General features: G+C 69.8%; 10 protein-coding genes. 3 read left to right on the top strand and 7 right to left on the bottom strand.

The window, feature by feature from the left end:
• Positions 1 to 121: 121 nt before the first annotated feature.
• Positions 122 to 2,626, bottom strand: coding sequence for a glycoside hydrolase family 3 C-terminal domain-containing protein (locus AB0E90_RS30990; RefSeq protein WP_360413674.1), 2,505 nt, complete (start codon positions 2,624 to 2,626; stop codon positions 122 to 124).
• A gap of 209 nt (positions 2,627 to 2,835) precedes the next feature.
• Between AB0E90_RS30990 and AB0E90_RS30985 the strand changes: the two genes are divergently transcribed.
• Together AB0E90_RS30985 and AB0E90_RS30980 are read left to right on the top strand one after the other, a co-directional pair.
• Entirely contained in the window at positions 2,836 to 4,254 is a 1,419-nt protein-coding gene (locus AB0E90_RS30985) for a diguanylate cyclase (RefSeq protein WP_360413671.1), read from the top strand.
• 36 nt (positions 4,255 to 4,290) lie between these two features.
• A complete protein-coding gene (locus tag AB0E90_RS30980) occupies positions 4,291 to 6,720 on the top strand; it encodes a glycogen/starch/alpha-glucan phosphorylase (RefSeq protein WP_360413668.1) in 2,430 nt (809 codons plus the stop codon).
• Between the two features lie 41 nt (positions 6,721 to 6,761).
• Here AB0E90_RS30980 and AB0E90_RS30975 read toward each other — a convergent pair whose 3' ends face one another.
• The 5 genes from AB0E90_RS30975 to AB0E90_RS30955 form a co-directional block, all read right to left on the bottom strand.
• The gene (locus AB0E90_RS30975) at positions 6,762 to 9,989 is read right to left on the bottom strand and encodes a hypothetical protein (protein ID WP_360413665.1); all 3,228 of its coding nucleotides are present in this window, start codon (positions 9,987 to 9,989) and stop codon (positions 6,762 to 6,764) included.
• A gap of 10 nt (positions 9,990 to 9,999) precedes the next feature.
• Positions 10,000 to 11,274 (bottom strand): cellulose binding domain-containing protein, encoded by a 1,275-nt coding sequence (locus AB0E90_RS30970; protein WP_360413662.1) that lies wholly within the window; start codon positions 11,272 to 11,274, stop codon positions 10,000 to 10,002.
• Positions 11,275 to 11,358: 84 nt separating this feature from the next.
• Positions 11,359 to 11,763, bottom strand: a complete 405-nt coding sequence (locus AB0E90_RS30965) for a cupin domain-containing protein (protein WP_360413659.1) — start codon at positions 11,761 to 11,763, stop codon at positions 11,359 to 11,361.
• On the bottom strand, positions 11,747 to 12,361 hold the full coding sequence (locus AB0E90_RS30960; protein ID WP_360413656.1) for a TetR/AcrR family transcriptional regulator: 615 nt from the start codon (positions 12,359 to 12,361) through the stop codon (positions 11,747 to 11,749). The genes AB0E90_RS30965 and AB0E90_RS30960 overlap by 17 nt, the downstream gene beginning before the upstream one ends.
• Before the next feature lie 22 nt (positions 12,362 to 12,383).
• Complete coding sequence (locus AB0E90_RS30955; RefSeq protein ID WP_360413653.1) at positions 12,384 to 13,973, bottom strand: MFS transporter; 1,590 nt, start codon at positions 13,971 to 13,973, stop codon at positions 12,384 to 12,386.
• Positions 13,974 to 14,177: 204 nt separating this feature from the next.
• Between AB0E90_RS30955 and AB0E90_RS30950 the strand changes: the two genes are divergently transcribed.
• On the top strand, positions 14,178 to 16,409 hold the full coding sequence (locus AB0E90_RS30950; RefSeq protein ID WP_360413650.1) for an EAL domain-containing protein: 2,232 nt from the start codon (positions 14,178 to 14,180) through the stop codon (positions 16,407 to 16,409).
• Here AB0E90_RS30950 and AB0E90_RS30945 read toward each other — a convergent pair.
• Positions 16,379 to 17,656, bottom strand: a complete 1,278-nt coding sequence (locus AB0E90_RS30945; RefSeq protein ID WP_360413647.1) for an acetyl-CoA C-acetyltransferase — start codon at positions 17,654 to 17,656, stop codon at positions 16,379 to 16,381. The genes AB0E90_RS30950 and AB0E90_RS30945 overlap by 31 nt on opposite strands.
• Positions 17,657 to 17,683: the final 27 nt, after the last annotated feature.

The raw sequence follows: 17,683 nt of genomic DNA, 5'->3' as shown, positions 1-17,683 counted from the left end.
GGTGACGGATCGGCACCTCGAGGCCCACGCGCTGACCGCCCTCGGCGCCGCGCACCAGGCGGCCGGCGACGGGGTCGCCGCGCTCGTCTGCCAGACGCGGCGCTCACCTGCGGGCGCAGGCTTAGCGGACCACCAGCACGAACGTGCCCCGGGCGGAAACACCGCGGTCGGTCACGGTCGCGGTGACGGTGGCGACACCAGGGTGTACGGCGATCAGGGCGGTGCCGTCCGGGCGGATCACGGACGGGCGGTTGCTGTCGTAGCGGACGGTCATGCCGGCCGGCAGCTTGCCCGGACCGTAGCGGGTCTGGTCGGTCATCGCGACCGTCACCTGCGGGTCGATGCGGGTGCCGGTCGGGAGCTGGAGGCGCGGGGGGTCGGCGGTCACCACGGCCAGGGCCGGCGGCGGGGGCTCACTGATGTCCACTATCGCGCGCTGCCGGACGTCGGCGCTCGACGCGGACAGCTCCAGGCCGTAGGCGCCCGGGGTCACCCGGAACGCGTCGTCGTCGTAGAACGCGAGCGCGCCGACCGGAAAAGTCAGCGTCACCGGCGCCGACTCGTGTGCGGCCAGGGACACCTTGCGGAAGGCGACCAGGCGCCGGCGCGGGCGCTCGTCCGACGGGCGGGCCGACGGTGTCGTGGCGTAGAGCTGGACGACCTCGGCGCCGGGCCGCGCGCCGGTGTTGGTGATCGTGGCGGTCGCGGTGAGGGTGTCGCCGGACCTGGTCACGTGCAGGGCGTCGTACCGGAAGGTCGTGTAGGTGAGGCCGTAGCCGAACGGATAGGCCGGGGCGCCGGTGAAGTACTGGTAGGTGCGGCCGGGCGTGGTCGCGGTCGGACGGATGCCGAAGTCCTCCATCGGCGGCAGCTGGGCCTCCGACGCGTACCAGGTGAAGGGCAGCCGGCCGCTCGGGTTGACCGCGCCGAACAGCACGTCGGCGAGGCCGGCGCCCTTCTGCTGGCCGTTGAACGAGCTCCACAGGATCGCGGCGGCGGCGCCGGCGAACGGCGCGACGTCGACCTGGCCGACGGTTTCCAGGTAGGCGATGGTGTGCGGGTTCGCCCGCGCGATCTGCCCGATCAGGTCGGCTTGGGCGCCGGGCAGGGCCAGCGTTGCCCGGTCGTGGTCCTCGCTGGCGGTGGACCGGTCGGTGCCGGCCACCACGATCACCGCGTCGTAGCCGGCCGCCGCCTTCACCGCGGCCGGGTCGACCGTGTCCAGGCTGCCGGGGATCATGCCGGGCAGGAAGTCGACCTTCGCAGGTGCGGCGGCGGCCGTGATGCCCTGCAACGGGGTGACCGACTTCGCCACGCCGGCGCTGGTCTGGATGCTCGAGTAGCCGCCCAGGTAGATCTCGGGTGGGTCGGCGAACGCGCCGACCACCGCGATCCGGCCGCGGCGAGGGAGCGGCAGGACCTGGTTCTTCAGCAGGACGAGGCTCTCGGCGGCGGCCGCGCGGGCCATGTCCAGGCGCTCGGGGGTCTCGGTGCCGGTCGAGGTGCGCGCGGCCAGCCGGGCCCGGGCGGCGGTCACCCACGGGACCTGCGATTGCGCATCGAACTCCCCCAGCGCCATCCGGGCGGTGAACAGCCGGGCCACCGACACGTCCACGTCGTTCTCGGTGAGGCCGCCGATGCTCCGGGCCACGGCGGCCGGGATGGTGTTCGCGTAGTTCCACTCATCGTGATAACCCTGGGTGCAGTTCAGGTCCTCGCCGGCGGTCAGGGCGTATGCGGTCCGCGAGTACTGGTCGAGCAGGCCGCCGCCCGGGGGCTGCCAGTTCTGGCCGGCCATCATCTCGTAGACGGCGTCGCAGTCGGAGGTGAAATAGCCGCCGAAGCCGTAGGTCTGCCGGGCCAGGGTCTCGATCAGGTGCGAGCTGGCCGCGGCGGGCGTGCCGTTGACGCTGTTGTAGGCGCTCATGATCGAACCGGGCCGGGCCCAGCGGATCACGTCGCGGAACTGGGCGGTGTAGTACTCCCGCAGGGTCCGCTCGTCCATGTCCGATGAGCCGTTGAGCCGGCTCGACTCGCTGTTGTTGGCGGCGTAGTGCTTCAGGGTGGCGACGGCCTTCAGGTAGGGGCCGTCGCCCTGCAGACCGGACACGAACTGGGCGGCCATCGTCGCGGTCAGGAACGGGTCCTCGCCGAACGTCTCGTCGTTGCGGCCCCACCGCGGGTCCCGCGCCAGGTTGACCGTCGGTGAGTAGAAGTCGAGGTCGAGCCGGTTGTCGCGGACGACCTCGCGGGCCTCGTCGGAGATCATCGAGGCCTCGCGGCGCACCAGTTCCGGGTCCCACGATGAGGCGAGCGACAGCGACACCGGGTACGACGTGGTGTTGATCAGGGTCGGTGGCTGGTCGCCGTCGTTGGTCTGCTCGCGGGCGACACCGTGCGCGGCCTCGTTCCACCAGCCGTAGGCCGCGACACCGAGCCGCGGAATCGCCGCCGACTGGCTGCTGACCAGCTGCGACGCCTTCTCCGGCAGGGTCATCCGGGAGACCAGGTCGGCGGCCCGCTCGGCCGGCGAATAGGCCGGGTCGAGGTAGACCGGGGTGCTCGCCCGGGCCGCGCCGTCCGCGGCCGTGACGAGCAGCAGGACCACCACCACGGTCAGTGCCATCGCTCGACGCATAGGACATCTTCGCGCGGCGCCGGGGCGGCGCGCAGCCCCGAATGGGAGCGGTTCCAGGGTGACCACCGGTCCGGGGCCGGAGGCCGGGGACGGCCCGGGCCACCGACCGGGCGGTCCGTGCGCCACGGGACTCGTCATGCCCGTACTCCTGCTTCGTTCTTCTTGAATTTCGCAGGCCGGGGTCGATGAGGGCCGCCGTGACGAGGAGACCTGCCCCCAAGCCCTTCCTCGCCCGGGCTCTCGAACCGCTGGTCGCGATCGTGGTGATCGCGCTGCTGCATCCCTATGGGTGGGCCGGCCCGTCGGCCCTGTGGTTCACCCTGGCGCCGCTGGTCCTCATCATCATCCTGGCCGAACCCGGGCCGGTGGCCTGGATGCGGCGCGGCCCCTGGCTCTCCGCGCCGGCCATCGTCAACGTCGTCATGTGCGGCTGGATCATCTATGCGCTGGGCTGGGGCCCGGTGCTGCCGCTGGTGTTCGCGCTGGTCGTCACGTACCAGATCCGGTTGATCAGCGCGGCCGTGTGGCGGCCGATCGCGGTCTGGTCGGCGGCCGTCATCGCGGCCGGGCAGGCCGGCGTCGCGCTCGGCTGGATCAACTGCTACCTGCCGAATCATCTGGCCCAGCCGGCCGGGCTGCTCGGGCTGGTGGTCACCATCATGTTCATCCGGGCGATCGGCCGCAGCGCCGAGGAACGCGAGGCCGTCGAGGTGCGGCTGCGCGACCGGGAGGAACGTTTCCGGCTGCTCGTGCAGGACTCCACCGACGTGCTCAGCATCCTCGACGAGAACGGCGCGCCGACCTACCTCAGCCCCGCCGTCGAGAAACTCACCGGTCATCCGGCCTCGTACTACGCCGTCGACGGCGGTTACGCGGTGCACGTGCACCCGGACGACCTGCCGGCCGTGGTCGGCGCCCTCGAGCACGTCCATGCCGCCCCCGGCCGCCACATCACCTTTCACGTGCGGATCATGCACCGGGACGGCGACTGGCGCTGGACCGAGGCGACCATGCGCGACTTCCGCGACAAACCGGCCGTCGGTGGTGTGGTCGCCACCCTGCGTGACGTCACCGAGCGTCGCGCGACGCAGCGACGGCTCGCCTACGAGGCCCGGCACGATCAACTCACCGGATTGATGAACAGATCGGCGTTTCTCGGTCAGGTAGAGCAGATGACCGAGCCGCCGGCGATCCTCTTCATCGACCTCGACGGCTTCAAACCGATCAACGACACCCACGGCCACCGGTACGGCGACGGGGTGCTGATCGGAGTTTCCCGGGTGCTCGAACGGAGCATCTCGGGAGCGGACTTCGCCGGCCGGCTCGGCGGTGACGAGTTCGCCGTCGCACTCGCCACACCGGTGACGGCCGAACGTGCGGTCGCGATCGCGGAGCGCATACTCGCGGCCATGATCGAACCGATCACGGTGGACGGCCGGGTGTTGCGGGTGCAAGCCAGTATCGGCATCGCGGTTCCTAAACCGGGCACCGGCGTTACCGATCTGTTGCACCAGGCGGACCTGGCGATGTACACGGCCAAGCGGCGTGGCACCCATGATGCCCAGCTCTACGACGCACATGTCGTGGAGGAATCTCTGCAACCGGCACATGGCTGACAGCTGCTGGCAATCTTACTGGGGAAGGGTGCGGACATGGACGTACGCAACGGGATGGGCCTGCGGCCACTTGGCACTTCGGCGGCCGAGTTCGAACAGGACCTGCTGAGCAACCTCTACTACCGGCGCGGCACCACCGTCGAGTCGGCGAGCACGCAGGACGCGTACGAGACCCTCGCGCTCACCGTCCGCGACCGTCTGGCCGAGCGCCGGGTCCGCACCGCCGCCGCCCACTACGCGGCCAACCCCCGCTGGGTCTACTACCTGTCCGCGGAATACCTGCTGGGCAAGCAGCTCGAGCAGAACATGCTCTACTCCGGCACCGACCGGATCGCCCGGATCGCGCTGCAGCAGCTCGGCCTGGACCCGGCCGAGGTCGAGGGCCTCGACGTCGAACCCGGCCTCGGCAACGGCGGCCTCGGCCGGCTCGCGGCCTGCCTGCTCGACGCGATGGCCACACTGGACATTCCGGCCGTCGGTTACGGCATCCGTTACGACTTCGGCATCTTCAAGCAGGACTTCCAGGACGGCAAGCAGGTCGAGCGGCCGGACGACTGGACCTTCCAGGGCAACCCGTGGGAGTTCCCGGCCCCCGACGACCGCCAGACCGTCTTCTTCTACGGCCACACCGAGGTCGACGAGCACGGCAAGAAGCAGTGGATCCCGGGCGAGGTCGTGCTCGGTGAGCCCAGCCACATGCTGGTTCCCGGCCACGGCACCGACACCGTCAACATCGTCCGCCTGTGGCGCGCCCGCGGCAGCTCCTCGTCGTTCGACCTGTCCCGCTTCTCGGCCGGCCAGTACGCCGAGGCGGTCGACGAGGCCGTGCACGCCGAGAACATCAGCAAGGTGCTCTACCCGGACGACAGCACCGACTCCGGCCGCGAGCTGCGCCTCAAGCAGCAGTACTTCCTGGTCTCCTGCTCGCTGCGGGACATCATCCGCCGCTTCCGCCTGCGCAACTCCGACTGGTCGGACTTCCCCAAGAAGACCGTGATCCAGCTCAACGACACCCACCCCACCCTCGCCATCCCGGAGCTCATGCGCCTCCTGGTCGACGAGGAGGGCCTGAGCTGGGACCTGGCCTGGGCACTGTGCAAGCAGACCTTCGCCTACACCTGCCACACCCTGCTCCCGGAGGCGCTGGAGACCTGGGCGATCGGCATGTTCGAGCGCCTCCTCCCCCGCCACCTGGAGATCATCTACCGGATCAACGAGGAGTTCCTGGCCGAGGTCCGCGACCGCTTCCCCGGCGACGTCGACCGGGTCCGCCGCATGTCGCTCATCCAGGAGGAACCGGAGCGCCGCGTCCGCATGGCGAACCTCGCGGTGGTCGGCACCCAGGCCGTCAACGGCGTCGCCGAACTGCACTCCGACCTGCTCAAGGAGACCACCCTCCGCGACTTCGCCGAGCTGTGGCCGGCCAAGTTCCACAACGTCACCAACGGCATCTCACCGCGGCGCTTCATCAAGCTCGCCAACCCCACGCTCTCCTCGCTGATCACCGAGGCCCTCGGCAGCGAGGCCTGGATCAACGACCTCTCGCTGCTCTCCGGCCTCGAACCGCTCGCCGACGACGCCGCGTTCCGTTCCCGCTGGAAGGCCGTCAAGCGCGCGAACAAGGAGCGGCTCGGCCTCGGCGACCCCGACTCGCTCACCGACGTGATGATCAAGCGCTTCCACGAGTACAAGCGCCAGCAGCTCAAGCTGCTGCACATCATCACCCAGTACCACCGCATCAAGCAGAACCCCGGCCAGGCGTACGTTCCTCGCACCGTCCTGTTCGCCGGAAAGGCAGCTCCCGCCTACCACGCGGCGAAACACATCATCCGCCTGATCAACGCGGTCGCCGCCACGATCGACGCCGACCCGGCCGTCTCCCCGTACCTGAAGGTCGTCTTCCCGGCCAACTACAACGTCACCCTCGGCTCGCTGATCATCCCGGCCGCCGACCTCAGCGAGCAGATCTCGATGGCCGGCAAGGAAGCCTCCGGCACCGGCAACATGAAGCTGGCCCTGAACGGCGCGCTGACGATCGGCACCCTGGACGGCGCCAACATCGAGATCCGCGACCGGGTCGGCGGCGACAACTTCTTCCTGTTCGGCCTGGACACGCCGGCCGCCCTGGCCCTGCGCAACGGCGGCGACTACAGCCCTCGCGCGTACTACGAGCAGGACCCCGAGCTGCGCCACGCCCTGGACGCCATCCTCGACGGCAAGTTCCTCGGCGTCGGCCGCGAGGTGGCGGAGTCGCTGCTGGGCTGGGACGAGTATTTGACGCTGGCGGACTACCGCTCCTACGTGGACGCCCAGGACGAGGTGGACGTGGCATGGAAGGACGAGGAGCAGTGGCTCCGCAAGTCAATCCTGAACACCGCCCGAAGCGGCTTCTTCTCGGCAGACCGCACCGTCCGCGACTACATCTCCGAGATCTGGCACGTAAACCCGGTCCAGGTCAAGCACTGACCTGATCGCTTCACGAGGGCCTGGGCGTTTCGCCCGGGCCCTCAGTCGTCAACAGTCAGGACTTTGACGCGGCGGACGAAGTCCGGGCGGCGGGCGGCGTGGCGGCGCGCCAGTTCCGCCGCCTGCTGTCGCGGAACAGGCCGCGTGAGCAAGCCCAGCTCGGCCAGCCGGATTGCCGCGTCGGTCTCGATCTCGGACCAGCCCGTGGCCTCTTTCGGAATGTATTGCTCGATCACCGCGGCGAGGGCCCGAGTGCCCTCCGGATCAAGCGCGGGGTCCAGGTGCACCAGCCCGCACCGCACGATCGCGGCGCTGGCGTCCGGCCTGCGACTCCGAAGTCTCCGCAGGATCACCGCCACCTGACGAGGGCCGAGCTGCTCGTCCTCCTCCATCTGGCGAATGACCTGCCGAAAGATCACCGGATGCTTCTCGCCTAGTTCTGCGGTAGTCCGGTAGACCTTCAACCTTTCCCGCATCGGCAAGTCGGCCGCGGTCAGGGTACGCAGGAACAGATTGAGCAGACTGACATGGCCGAAGCGTCTGGCGTCGTAAATCGTGTCGCCCGTGACGTCCAGGCCGGCCTCGACCAGCGGATCCAGCGAGTGTTGCCGGATGTCGGCGATGAGGTCGCACATGATGCGAGTCTCGCGGCGCCCTTGCTCGAACGCCTCGGATCGGAGGAACAAGCTGTTGTTCCCCACGCCCTTACGGCCGATCATCCAGGACAGATCGACGGCGGGGGTGCTGATCTGGTCGCCACCCCATCTCAAGATCACATCAATAGCCGGGCTCTGGCCCACGCGATCCACCGCCAGATCAGCCGTCCATTCCGCCCACCCACTGGCTGTCTCCTCCGATCGCCACAGAATGCACGTGCGTCGCCAACTTCCGACGGAATGTTTCTGCTCGTAGAGGAACGAGGTCTTGATCTCACCCGCACACAGCAGTAGAACCAGCAGGTTCGAGGTGTATGCGGCCAACCGGGCTGGTACCGGGAGTCGCTTGGGGACATAGTTGTCGAAGGCCCGCGGCGGCCGGGGCATGACAGCCTGCCGGAAGAGCCGGATCAGCAGGTCCGTCCAGTCATCCGTTTTGTCGCCGCGCATCGCCTGCACGAGGCCGCGCAGGAAGTCCACGGTCTGGCGGCGTCCGACGAGCGGGGCGAACGAGAGCAGCGAATAGAGCAGGTCGTCGTCGACCGCGGCACCGGACGGGAAGGTTGATGCCCGTTCCCGGGCGACCATGCTCTGCACCACGCCGTGCACCAGCCGGGCGACCAGATATTCACCAAAGGTAGCGTGCAGGAACTCGTAGGTCTCCAGCGAGATGCCGCCGCGGGAGGCCTGCGCGCGGTGCACGAAGAAGAACGAGCCGAGCGCCCGCTCAGCCGACCCCAGGGGCGCCCGCATGTCCGCCGTCGAGGCCGGGGCCGGCGTCGCACCGCTCAGGCCGGGCAACGCCCGCATGTCGGCTTCCAGTTGGGCCTCAGTGACCCATTGGGCGTCGCGGTTGAACATCGCGAACGCCACCACGCTGAGTTTGCGCAGCTCGGCCTCGATCCGCCCGGCCCGCTCGCGCCGTGGCAGCGTATCGCCGAACTTGGTCACCTCGCGAGCGGCGAAGCGCTCCAGCAGTCGCTCGTAGAGCTCCTCGGCGCGCATCGAGGCGGCGTTGCGGAGGACGTTGCCCTCGGCGTCGTAGAGCGCCAGCATCAGCAGCAACAGCGGCTGCGCCGCGAGATCGGGATAGCGCATGACGGTCTCGACGTCCAGCGGCTCCTCCGAGCCGGAGGCGAACCGCTCGGCGTTGGTCGCGTTCCAGACGTCGAGCCAGGCGGCAACCCGGAGCCGGTCGAACGGTTCCAGGCGGACGGCGAGCGAGCCCTTAGCCGGGTAGGCCCGGTCGGCGACGCTCGTACGGCTGGTGACGATCACGGCGACCGGGCGCCCGAGGTCGGCCTCGCGCCGCTGGAACGCCGCGACCCGGCGCAGGTAATCGGTCTGGCTGACCCCAGTGGCCTGGAGCAGTTCGTCGAAGCCGTCAAGGATGACGACCGGGAGCGCGCCACCCGCCGAACGGCAGATCGCCGGCCAGTCCATCCGCTCGCCGGTGTCCCTGCGGATCGCGTGCTCGATCTGGTCCTGCAGTTCGGCGTCGGCGGGCACGGTGCGCAGGGTGACCAGCACCGTCATGAAGTCGGCCGGCGGCAGCTGCGCTGCGAGCACCTTGGCAAGCACCGACTTGCCCGACCCCGGCTGCCCGAGGATCAGCAGCGGCGCCACCGTGGCCGGCGGCAGCGTCAGGTGGCGGGTGAAGAACGCCAGCAGGTCGTCCCGGACCGGCTGGTGCTCCCACCAGTCCTCGCTGCTGAGCGGAGCCTCGTCGGCAACCACGACCGCCCGGTAGAGCTGGGGCAGGAACGCCTCGCCGAGCGTCGGGACCCGCAGCCCATCGGGCACCTCGCCGGACTCGGCGATCGGCCGCCGCAGCGCCGCCTGGTAGGCCGCGGCGACCTGACGGCGGCGCTCGTCGGCCACCCGGTCACCGGCGATCTCGGCGAGGACCTCACGCAGCGCGACCAGGCCGGTCGTGACCTGGCGCAGGCGGGCTTGGACAGCGGCCTGCTCGCGCATGCCGGCCCAGAAAGCCACCTCCGGGAAGTCGGCGGCGAGCCGGCCGAGCAGGCTGTCGAACCGGGCCACCGCGGCCGGCGGGACGCCCTCCAGCACCGCCGCGGCCTTCGATCGGCTCTGCTCGTCCAGCCGCTCCCAGAACGCAAGCTCGGCGGCGAAATCCTCGACCCGGGGCACCAGGAGCCGGTAGTAGTCGAGGAGGTGACGGCGGAACTCCGGGTGGGACTCGGCCGGCTCGGGCACCGGCGCCCGCCAGGCGCCAGCGTGGGTGCGGCCGCTCACCGAGCCCAGCGACCGCTGCTCCGCCGCGGTGAGCTCGAGATCCCGGTAGGGCCAGTCCGCTTCGGCCATCGCCTCGAAGAAGGCGGTCAGGGCCAGTGCGGCATGGGCGGCCTGAAGCCGCTCGGTGCGTTCGTAGCGGGAGAGTTTCGAGCGCTTCTCGGCCAGGGCGGTCACCAGGTGCTCGGTGATCTTGGAGAGTTCGGCCTTGGCGTCGAACCAGCCGAGTATGTCCTTGAACGGGCCCACCAGCGCGAGCAGGCCGACACCCGTGAGGGTGTCGACCAGCTTCACGATCTTGGCGGTGTCGCCGCCCAGGAGCTTTACTGCGTCTTCGTAGCTGACCTCTCGTCCCACCCGGGCAGTATTACGGGGTCGTGCACGTCACCGATACCGCCGAAGGGGTCCCGCTTCCGATGTAACCGAACGTTGTGGACGCTCCCGCGGCCAGGGCGCCGTTGAAGCTGACGTTCTTGGCTGTCACCGTGTTTGCGCTGGTGGTGTAGGTGGCGCTCCAGATCTGGCTCACCGATTCGCCGCCGGTGAAGGTCCAGCTGGTGGTCCAGCCGGTGATCGGGGCGCTGCCGGCCTTCACCGTCACGGTGGACTGGAAGCCGCCGTTCCACGAGCTTGCCACCACCGACGTGGCGGTGCAGGCGCCGGTCGGGGCCGGGGACGAGGTGGTGGCCGACGGGGTCGGTGTCGGAGAGGCCGGGGAGGTCGGGGACGTGGTGGACGTGCCGCCGTCGCTCGTGGTGTACGTCGTGGCCGTGTAGGCCTGGGAGCACTGGGTGCCGCAGGACGACGGCAGGGCGAAGCTGTACACCCGGCCGTTGTTGATCAGTTGGTCGTTGACGTCGCGGACGCGGATCTGGAAGTTGCTCGTGCCCGCGGTCAGGCCGCCGATCACGTACGACTGGCCCATGTCGCCGTTCATTTTCGCCGTTACCCAGGTGCCGCCCTGCAGGTACTCGACGCCGTGGATGCCGTTGGCCAGGTGGCCGACCGCTATCGCCGGCCAGTAGACCTGCGCGCCCTGCAGGAAGCCGACCTTGATGTCGCCCGCGTAGGACGGGGCGGCGACGTACTCCCAGCTGATGTGCCGGTTGTTGAAGTGGTCGGAGAGGCCGGCGGCGAACTGGTTGAGCGAGTCCTTCGCCAGGTCCAGGTGGTTCGGGTCGTCGCGGCACCAGGCGTTCGTGTCGCCGCAGCTGTCGGCGACCTGCATGGTCAGGCTCTTGCCGTTGTAGGCGTCGGCGACCCAGGAGCCGTTGCGGCAGAACGGCTGGTTCTGCGCGCCGTCGTTGACGCCGGTGCAGAAGTCGCCGATCGTGACCTGCACGAAGCGGCCGCAGTTCAGGCCGTTGTTCCACGCGCCGACCTTGGCCGCGTCGGTGACCGGGCGCGGATAGAAGTTGTAGTCACCCGGGGTGTTGTAGACGTTGAGCGCCACGAAGTTCTGCGTGTCCAGCTCCGCCTGGGGCAGGCCGCAACCGCCGTAGGGGGCGCCCAGCGCGTCGAAGTAGGTGGCGTTGCCGACTACCGGGTCGGCGTGCGCGGACGGCAGCGCGTAGATGAGGAAGAAGGCGGCGGCTATGGCGGCGACCGCCGCGGCCAGCCAGCTTCGGGTACGGGAGGCCATGACGGTTCTCCATTCGACGACCAGACGGCGTGGGAGCGCTCCCATCGGTGGGCATCGATGATAAGCCTGCGTGACGCAGAAAACCTAGAAGGTCGGCTTCCAGGGGCCGGTGACCACGGTGGCCTCGTCGGGCGAGTCGACCGGCCACGGCGGCATCGTCGCGGCGACGACCTCCAGCGGCTCCGCGACCGCGGCGCGGAACTGGAAGTGGGTGCCGAGCGGGATGGTCACGCAGACACCCGGGTACAGGTCGACTGTCTCGGTGATGTCGCCGGCTCGGCGCCACATCGTGCCGGCGCCGCCCACGACGTACCAAATCTCCTGGACCGTGCGGTGGACGACTGCCTTGGCCACCTCGCCGGCGTCCAGCCGGAAATTCGCGAAGCTGCCGGCGCCGGGGATGACGCACAGCGGGCGCACCGCTGAGCCGTCCGGCGCGGCCACCACTGGCGCCGCGCCGAGGGCGACCGTCTCAAACGGCTCGCGCACCGCGGAGAATCCCATCAATCAGGGCCTCGGCGAAGCCCTCCTCGGGGACATTGGGGTTCCAGTTCAGCATGTTCTGCATCATCGACGGGCTCTGGATCATCAGCAGGGTGAGCTCGATGTCCAGGTCGGGGCGCAGCTCGCCGTTCTCGATGCCGCGGCGCAGCACCCCGCGCATCACGTCGCGGCGTGGCTCGACGATCGCCTGGTGCATCTGGCCCAGTTGCTCGTCGCGGAGGAACTCGGGCAGCAGGCAGACGGTGGCCTTGCCGAAGCGCTTGGCCCGGCCCGACCGGTTTGCCTTGACCAGCATCACCAGGTCGTCGCGGACCGAGACGCCGGCCGGCTCGGGCAATGGGCCTTTCATCGCCGCGACCGCGTCGATGATCAGAGCCTCTTTGTTGGGCCACCGCCGGTAGATGGTGGCCTTGCCGACCCCGGCCTTGGCGGCGACGGCTTCGATGGAGATGGCCGCGACGCTCTGGCCGGAGCTCAGCATCTCGAGCACGGCATCAAGGATGGCTTCGTCGGCCTGCGCGTTGCGGGGCCGCCCAGGAGCTTTGCGCTCCTGGGCGGCCTCCCCGTTCACTGCCGTGTGCATGGTGTTCATTGTTGCTTACGCGTTACGCCTCGACCAGTTCCACACCCTGCTCCTCGGCCAGACCCTCGGCCGAGGTGGGGGCGGGAGCGGCCGCGGGGCGCTTGCCGGGGAGCCAGACCAGGGCGACGACCGCGCCCAGCAGGGCGAAGATGACGCTGCCGATCGCGGCGTAGTGCATGGCGGTGAGGAAGGCGTCGTTGGCGCCGCTGATCAGGTTCGGAGCCGCGGCCCCGGCCCGCTCGGCCACGCCGTACGCGCCGGAGATGGATTCCTTGGCGGCGTCCGCCGCTGCCTGCGGCAGGCCGTCGGTGGCCGAGCCCAGGTTGTCGCGGTAGGCCGAGGAGAGGATCGCGCCGAGAACGGCCACGCCGAGGGCGCCACCGAGCTGGCGGATCGTGTTGCTGACCGCCGAGCCGACGCCGGCCTTCTCGCGGGGCAGCGCTGCCATGATCGATTCGGTGGCGGACGGCATCACGTTCGCCATGCCGACGCCCATCAGGAAGAACGCCGCGCCGACGATCCAGATCGGGGTGGTGGCCCCGATGAACGGCCAGGCCGAGAGGCCGATCGCGACCAGGAGCAGGCCGACCGTGCTGACCGCCTTCGGGCCGAACCGCTTGACCATCGCGGCGCTGCGCGGCGCGAAGATCATCTGAGCGACCGCGAACGGGACGAACAGCGCGCCGGAGGCGAGCGGACCGTAACCGCGGACCAGCTGCAGGTAGAAGGCGCCGAAGAACATCGCGCCCATGGCCCCGAAGAAGACCAGGCCGATGACGGCGGTCGAGGCGGAGAACTGCTTGTTGGCGAAGAGCTTCACGTCCAGCGACGGGAGGGCGACGCGCCGCTCCCAGAGGACGAAGCCGGTGAGCACGACGACCGAGCCGACCAGCGTGGTCCAGGCCAGGGTGTCGCCGAAGCCGTCCTCGCCGCCCTTGATCACGCCGTAGGTGAGCAGCGACAGGCCGATGATCGACAGGATGACGCCGAGGAAGTCGATGCGGCCGGGCTTCGGGTCACGCGACTCCGGCACCAGCACCAGCACCAGCACCACGCCGGCGATGACGATCGGCACGTTGATCAGGAAGACCGAGCCCCACCAGAAGTTCTCGAGCAGCAGGCCGCCGACGATCGGGCCGATGGCCACGCCGAGGCCGACCGCGCCGGCCCAGACGCCGATGGCGCGGCCGCGCTCCCGGGGGTCGAAGACGTTCGCGATGATCGCCAGGGTGGCCGGCATGACGGCCGCGGCGCCGAGACCCATCAGGGCACGGGCGGCGATCAGCTGGGAGGCGCTGTCCGCGTACGCGGAGACCAGCGACGCGATACCGAAGAGCACCAGGCCGATGGTCAGGGTGAGCCGGCGGCCGACCCGGTCGGCCAGGATGCCGGCGGTGAAGAGCAGACCGGCAAAGACCAGGGTGTACGAGTTGATTGCCCACTCGAGCTCGCTCTGAGTGGCGCCCAGCCCGTGCTCCGGGTCGGCGATGGTGCGCAGCGCGACGTTGAGCACGGTGTTGTCGAGGACAACCACCAGGAGGCTGATGACCAGCACTCCGAGAATTGCCCAGCGCCGGGGATGCCCGGTCGCGGTGGTGGCGGGAGTGTCCATGTTCTGCTTCCCCGTTCATTTCGAAACGAGACTGTTCCGTATCAGTGAGGGACTTTAGTACGGCCGGACAGAGAAACGGAACGTATCCGTATCGGAATGTGGGTCTCGTCACGTCACCCGGTCGAGGAAGCCGGTTGAAGGCCGCAACTCAGCCGCACCCGTGCAGATCCTGCAGCGGGTCCCGGCCGGACCGATTGTTCAAACGTGCTGAAACGATGGCAGAGCTGGATTCCCGCCGGGGGCGGGCTCCGCGACGAGGACTGGGCGCGCCGGCATCGGCTGCTGACCCTGCTGCTCGCCGCGTCGGTGGCAGGTCTGACCATCTTCGGCGCGTTCCGCGACGCCCTGACCAGCCCCTGGCTGATCTCGGTGCTGCTGGTGCTGCCGTGCGTGGTGGCGGCGGCCCGGGTCCGGCACCGCCGGCTCGCGTCGGTCGCGGTCGCGTTCGGCTTCGTCGTCGTGTGCGCCGGCTTCGTCGCCATGTGCGACGGCCTCACCGAGGCGCACTTCACCTTCTTCATCGCCGTGGCGGCCCTTGCGCTCTATCGCGACTGGGCGCCGTTCGGCGTCTTCCTGGTGGCTACCACGCTCGACCACGCCGTGCTCGGCAGCGTCGCGAGCGAGCACACCTTCGATCACCACGGCGCCCACGTGCACCCGCTGATGTGGGCCGCCCTGCACGGCGTCGCGGTGCTGCTCGCCGCCGGCTTCCAGCTGGTGCAGTGGGCGCTGACCGAGGACGAGGAGCGGCGCGCCCAGGAGAACCTGGACGACCGCGAGGCGCAGCTGTCGGTGGCGTTCGACGAGACGCCGGTGCCGATGGCGATGTTCTCCCCGACCGGCGAGCTGCTGCGCATGAACACCGCGTACAAGCGGTGGCTGCGCCTGCCGGACGAGCTGCCGGCCGGGTTCGGCGTCGCCGACCTGCCGATCACCCCGGTCGGCAACACCATGGACGGGCTGTTCGACAACCTGGCCGACAAGAGCACCTACAACGCGACCCGGCAGTACCGCCGCAACGACACCGGCGAGATCATCTGGGCCGAGGCGCACAGCACCTCGCTGTTCGACAAGGACGGCCGACTCAAGCTGATCTTCATCCACTGCCAGGACGTCACCGAGTCCCGGCGCCAGCAGGAGGAGCTGAACCACCGGGTGCGCCACGACGCGCTCACCGGGCTGCTCTCCCGTTCCGCGTTCGAGATCGACCTGGAGGGCCTGCTCACCGGCGGCGACGGCGCGACCGTGCTCTACCTGGACGTCGACCGCTTCAAATCGATCAACGACGGCTCCGGCCACTCGGCCGGCGACAGCGTGCTGAAGGCCATCGCGGCCCGGCTCACCGCCCTGGTGCCGGGAGGCTCGCTGATCACCCGCTTCGGCGGCGACGAGTTCGTCGTCGCGGTCCCGGGCGGCCCGGAGGTCGGCGCGCACGTGGGCGAGTCCATCCTGGCCGCGTTCGGCGAGCCGCTGCCGGTCGAGGACAACCTGCTCACCGTCTCGCTCAGCATCGGCCTCGCCGTCGCCGGCGACGCCGACCAGGCGGAGGACGCGGTTCTGGCCGCGGACACCGCGATGTACTCGGCCAAGCGGTCCGGCGGCAACCGGCTGAAGATCTTCAACGAGCAGATGCGGGTCTCCGTGCAGGCGCGCATCGCCGGCGAGAAGATGCTGCGTGAGGCGCTGGCCGGCGACCGCGAGCAAACCCTGCCGGTCTGGTTCCAGCCGATCGTGCGGGCCGCGGACGGCGAGATCCTCGGCGCCGAGGCCCTGATCCGGATGCGGGCCGCGGACGGCTCCATCCTCGCTCCCGGCCACTTCATCCCGGCCGCCGAGGAGACCGGCCTGATCGTGCCGCTCGGCGAGCACGTGCTGATCATGGCGCTCCGCCAGCTGATGGCATGGCGCGACCAGATCGGCTACATCTCGGTCAACGTCAGCCCGCGGCAGCTCGCCGAGCCGGACTTCGTGCCGCTGCTCGCCGACCTGCTCGCCGCCGCGCCGGAGATCGACCCGAAGCGCCTGATCCTGGAGATCACCGAGACGGCCCTGCTCGGCTCGTCGCGCGACGTCACCGAACGGCTCGAGATGATCAAGGAATTGGGCGTACGGATCGCGCTCGACGACTTCGGCACCGGCTACAGCTCGCTCACCTGGCTGCAGAACATCCCGGCCGACGTGGTCAAGCTGGACCGCTCGTTCGTGGCCGGCCTGTCCACCGACCCCCGCAAGACGTCGATCATCCAGGCCGTGCTCTGGCTGGCCAAGTCGCTCGGCATGTCGGCGGTGGCCGAGGGTGTCGAGGAGGAGGCCGACCAGCACGCGCTGCACGCGGCCGGCTGTGAGCTGCTGCAGGGCTACCTCTTCGGCAAGCCGATGCCGCCGGACGAGTTCAGCGAGCGGCTTCAGCGCTCGAGGATGGCCACCACGCCCTGACCGCCGGCCGCACAGACGGAGATCAGGCCACGGCCCGAGCCCTTCTGTGCGAGCAGCTTGGCCAGGGTCGCGACGATCCGGCCGCCGGTGGCCGCGAACGGGTGCCCGGCGGCCAGCGACGAGCCGTTGACGTTGAGCTTGGCCCGGTCGATCGAGCCGAGCGGCGCGTCCAGCCCGAGTTTGTCCTTGCAGAACTCGGGCGACTCCCAGGCGGCCAGGGTCGCCAGAACCTGCGAGGCGAACGCCTCGTGGATCTCGTAGAAGTCGAAGTCCTGCAAAGTGAGCCCGTTGCGGGCGAGAAGCCGCGGCACCGCGTAGGCCGGGGCCATCAGCAGCCCCTCCTCGCCGTGCACGAAGTCGACCGCCGCGTCCTCGCCGTCGACGAAATAGGCCTGCACCGGCACACCGTGCTGCTCGGCCCACTCCTCGCTCGACAGCAGCACCGTCGAGGCGCCGTCGGTCAGCGGCGACGAGTTGCCCGCCGTCATCGTCGCTTCCTCCTTGCCGAACACCGGCTTGAGCTTGGCCAGCTTCTCCAGGGTGGTGTCGGCCCGCAGGTTCTGGTCACGGGTCAGTCCCTGGAACGGCGTCACCAGATCATCGAAGAAGCCGCTGTCGTACGCCGCGGCAAGCTTCTGATGCGACGCGAGAGCGAGCTCGTCCTGGGCCTCGCGGCCGATCTGCCAGCGCAGCGCGGTGATCGCCGCGTGGTCGCCCATCGACAACCCGGTGCGCGGCTCGGCGTTGCGCGGGACGGCCGGCATGAACGCCTGCTGCGGCCGGATCCGCGCCACCGCCTTGAGCCGGTCGCCGAGCGTGCGGGCCCGGTTGAGCGCGAGCAGCGCGCGGCGCATGTCCTCGTTGAGCTGCAGCGGCGCGTCGGAGGTCGTGTCCACCCCGCCCGCCACGCCGGCGTCGATCTGGCCCAGCGCGATCTTGTTGGCGACCAGGATCGCCGCTTCGAGGCCGGTGCCGCACGCCTGCTGGATGTCGTAGGCCGGGGTGCGCGGGTCGAGCCGGGAGCCGAGCACCGTCTCGCGGGTCAGGTTGAAGTCCCGTGAGTGCTTGAGCACCGCGCCCGCGACCACCTCGCCGAGCCGCTCCCCCGCCAGCCCGAACCGGGCCACCAGGCCGTCCAGCGCGGCGGTCAGCATGTCCTGGTTCGACGCCTCCGCGTACTTGGCGTTGGAGCGGGCGAACGGGATGCGGTTTCCCCCCAGGACGGCGACGCGACGCACGTTCGGCACTGCATTCCTCCAACGGCTGGCCATCTA

The organism is Actinoplanes sp. NPDC026619 (assembly GCF_040638295.1).
In the GTDB taxonomy this organism is placed as follows: domain Bacteria; phylum Actinomycetota; class Actinomycetes; order Mycobacteriales; family Micromonosporaceae; genus Actinoplanes.
Note: the sequence above shows the minus strand (reverse complement) of the source record. Positions and strands in the feature narration are given on the sequence as shown.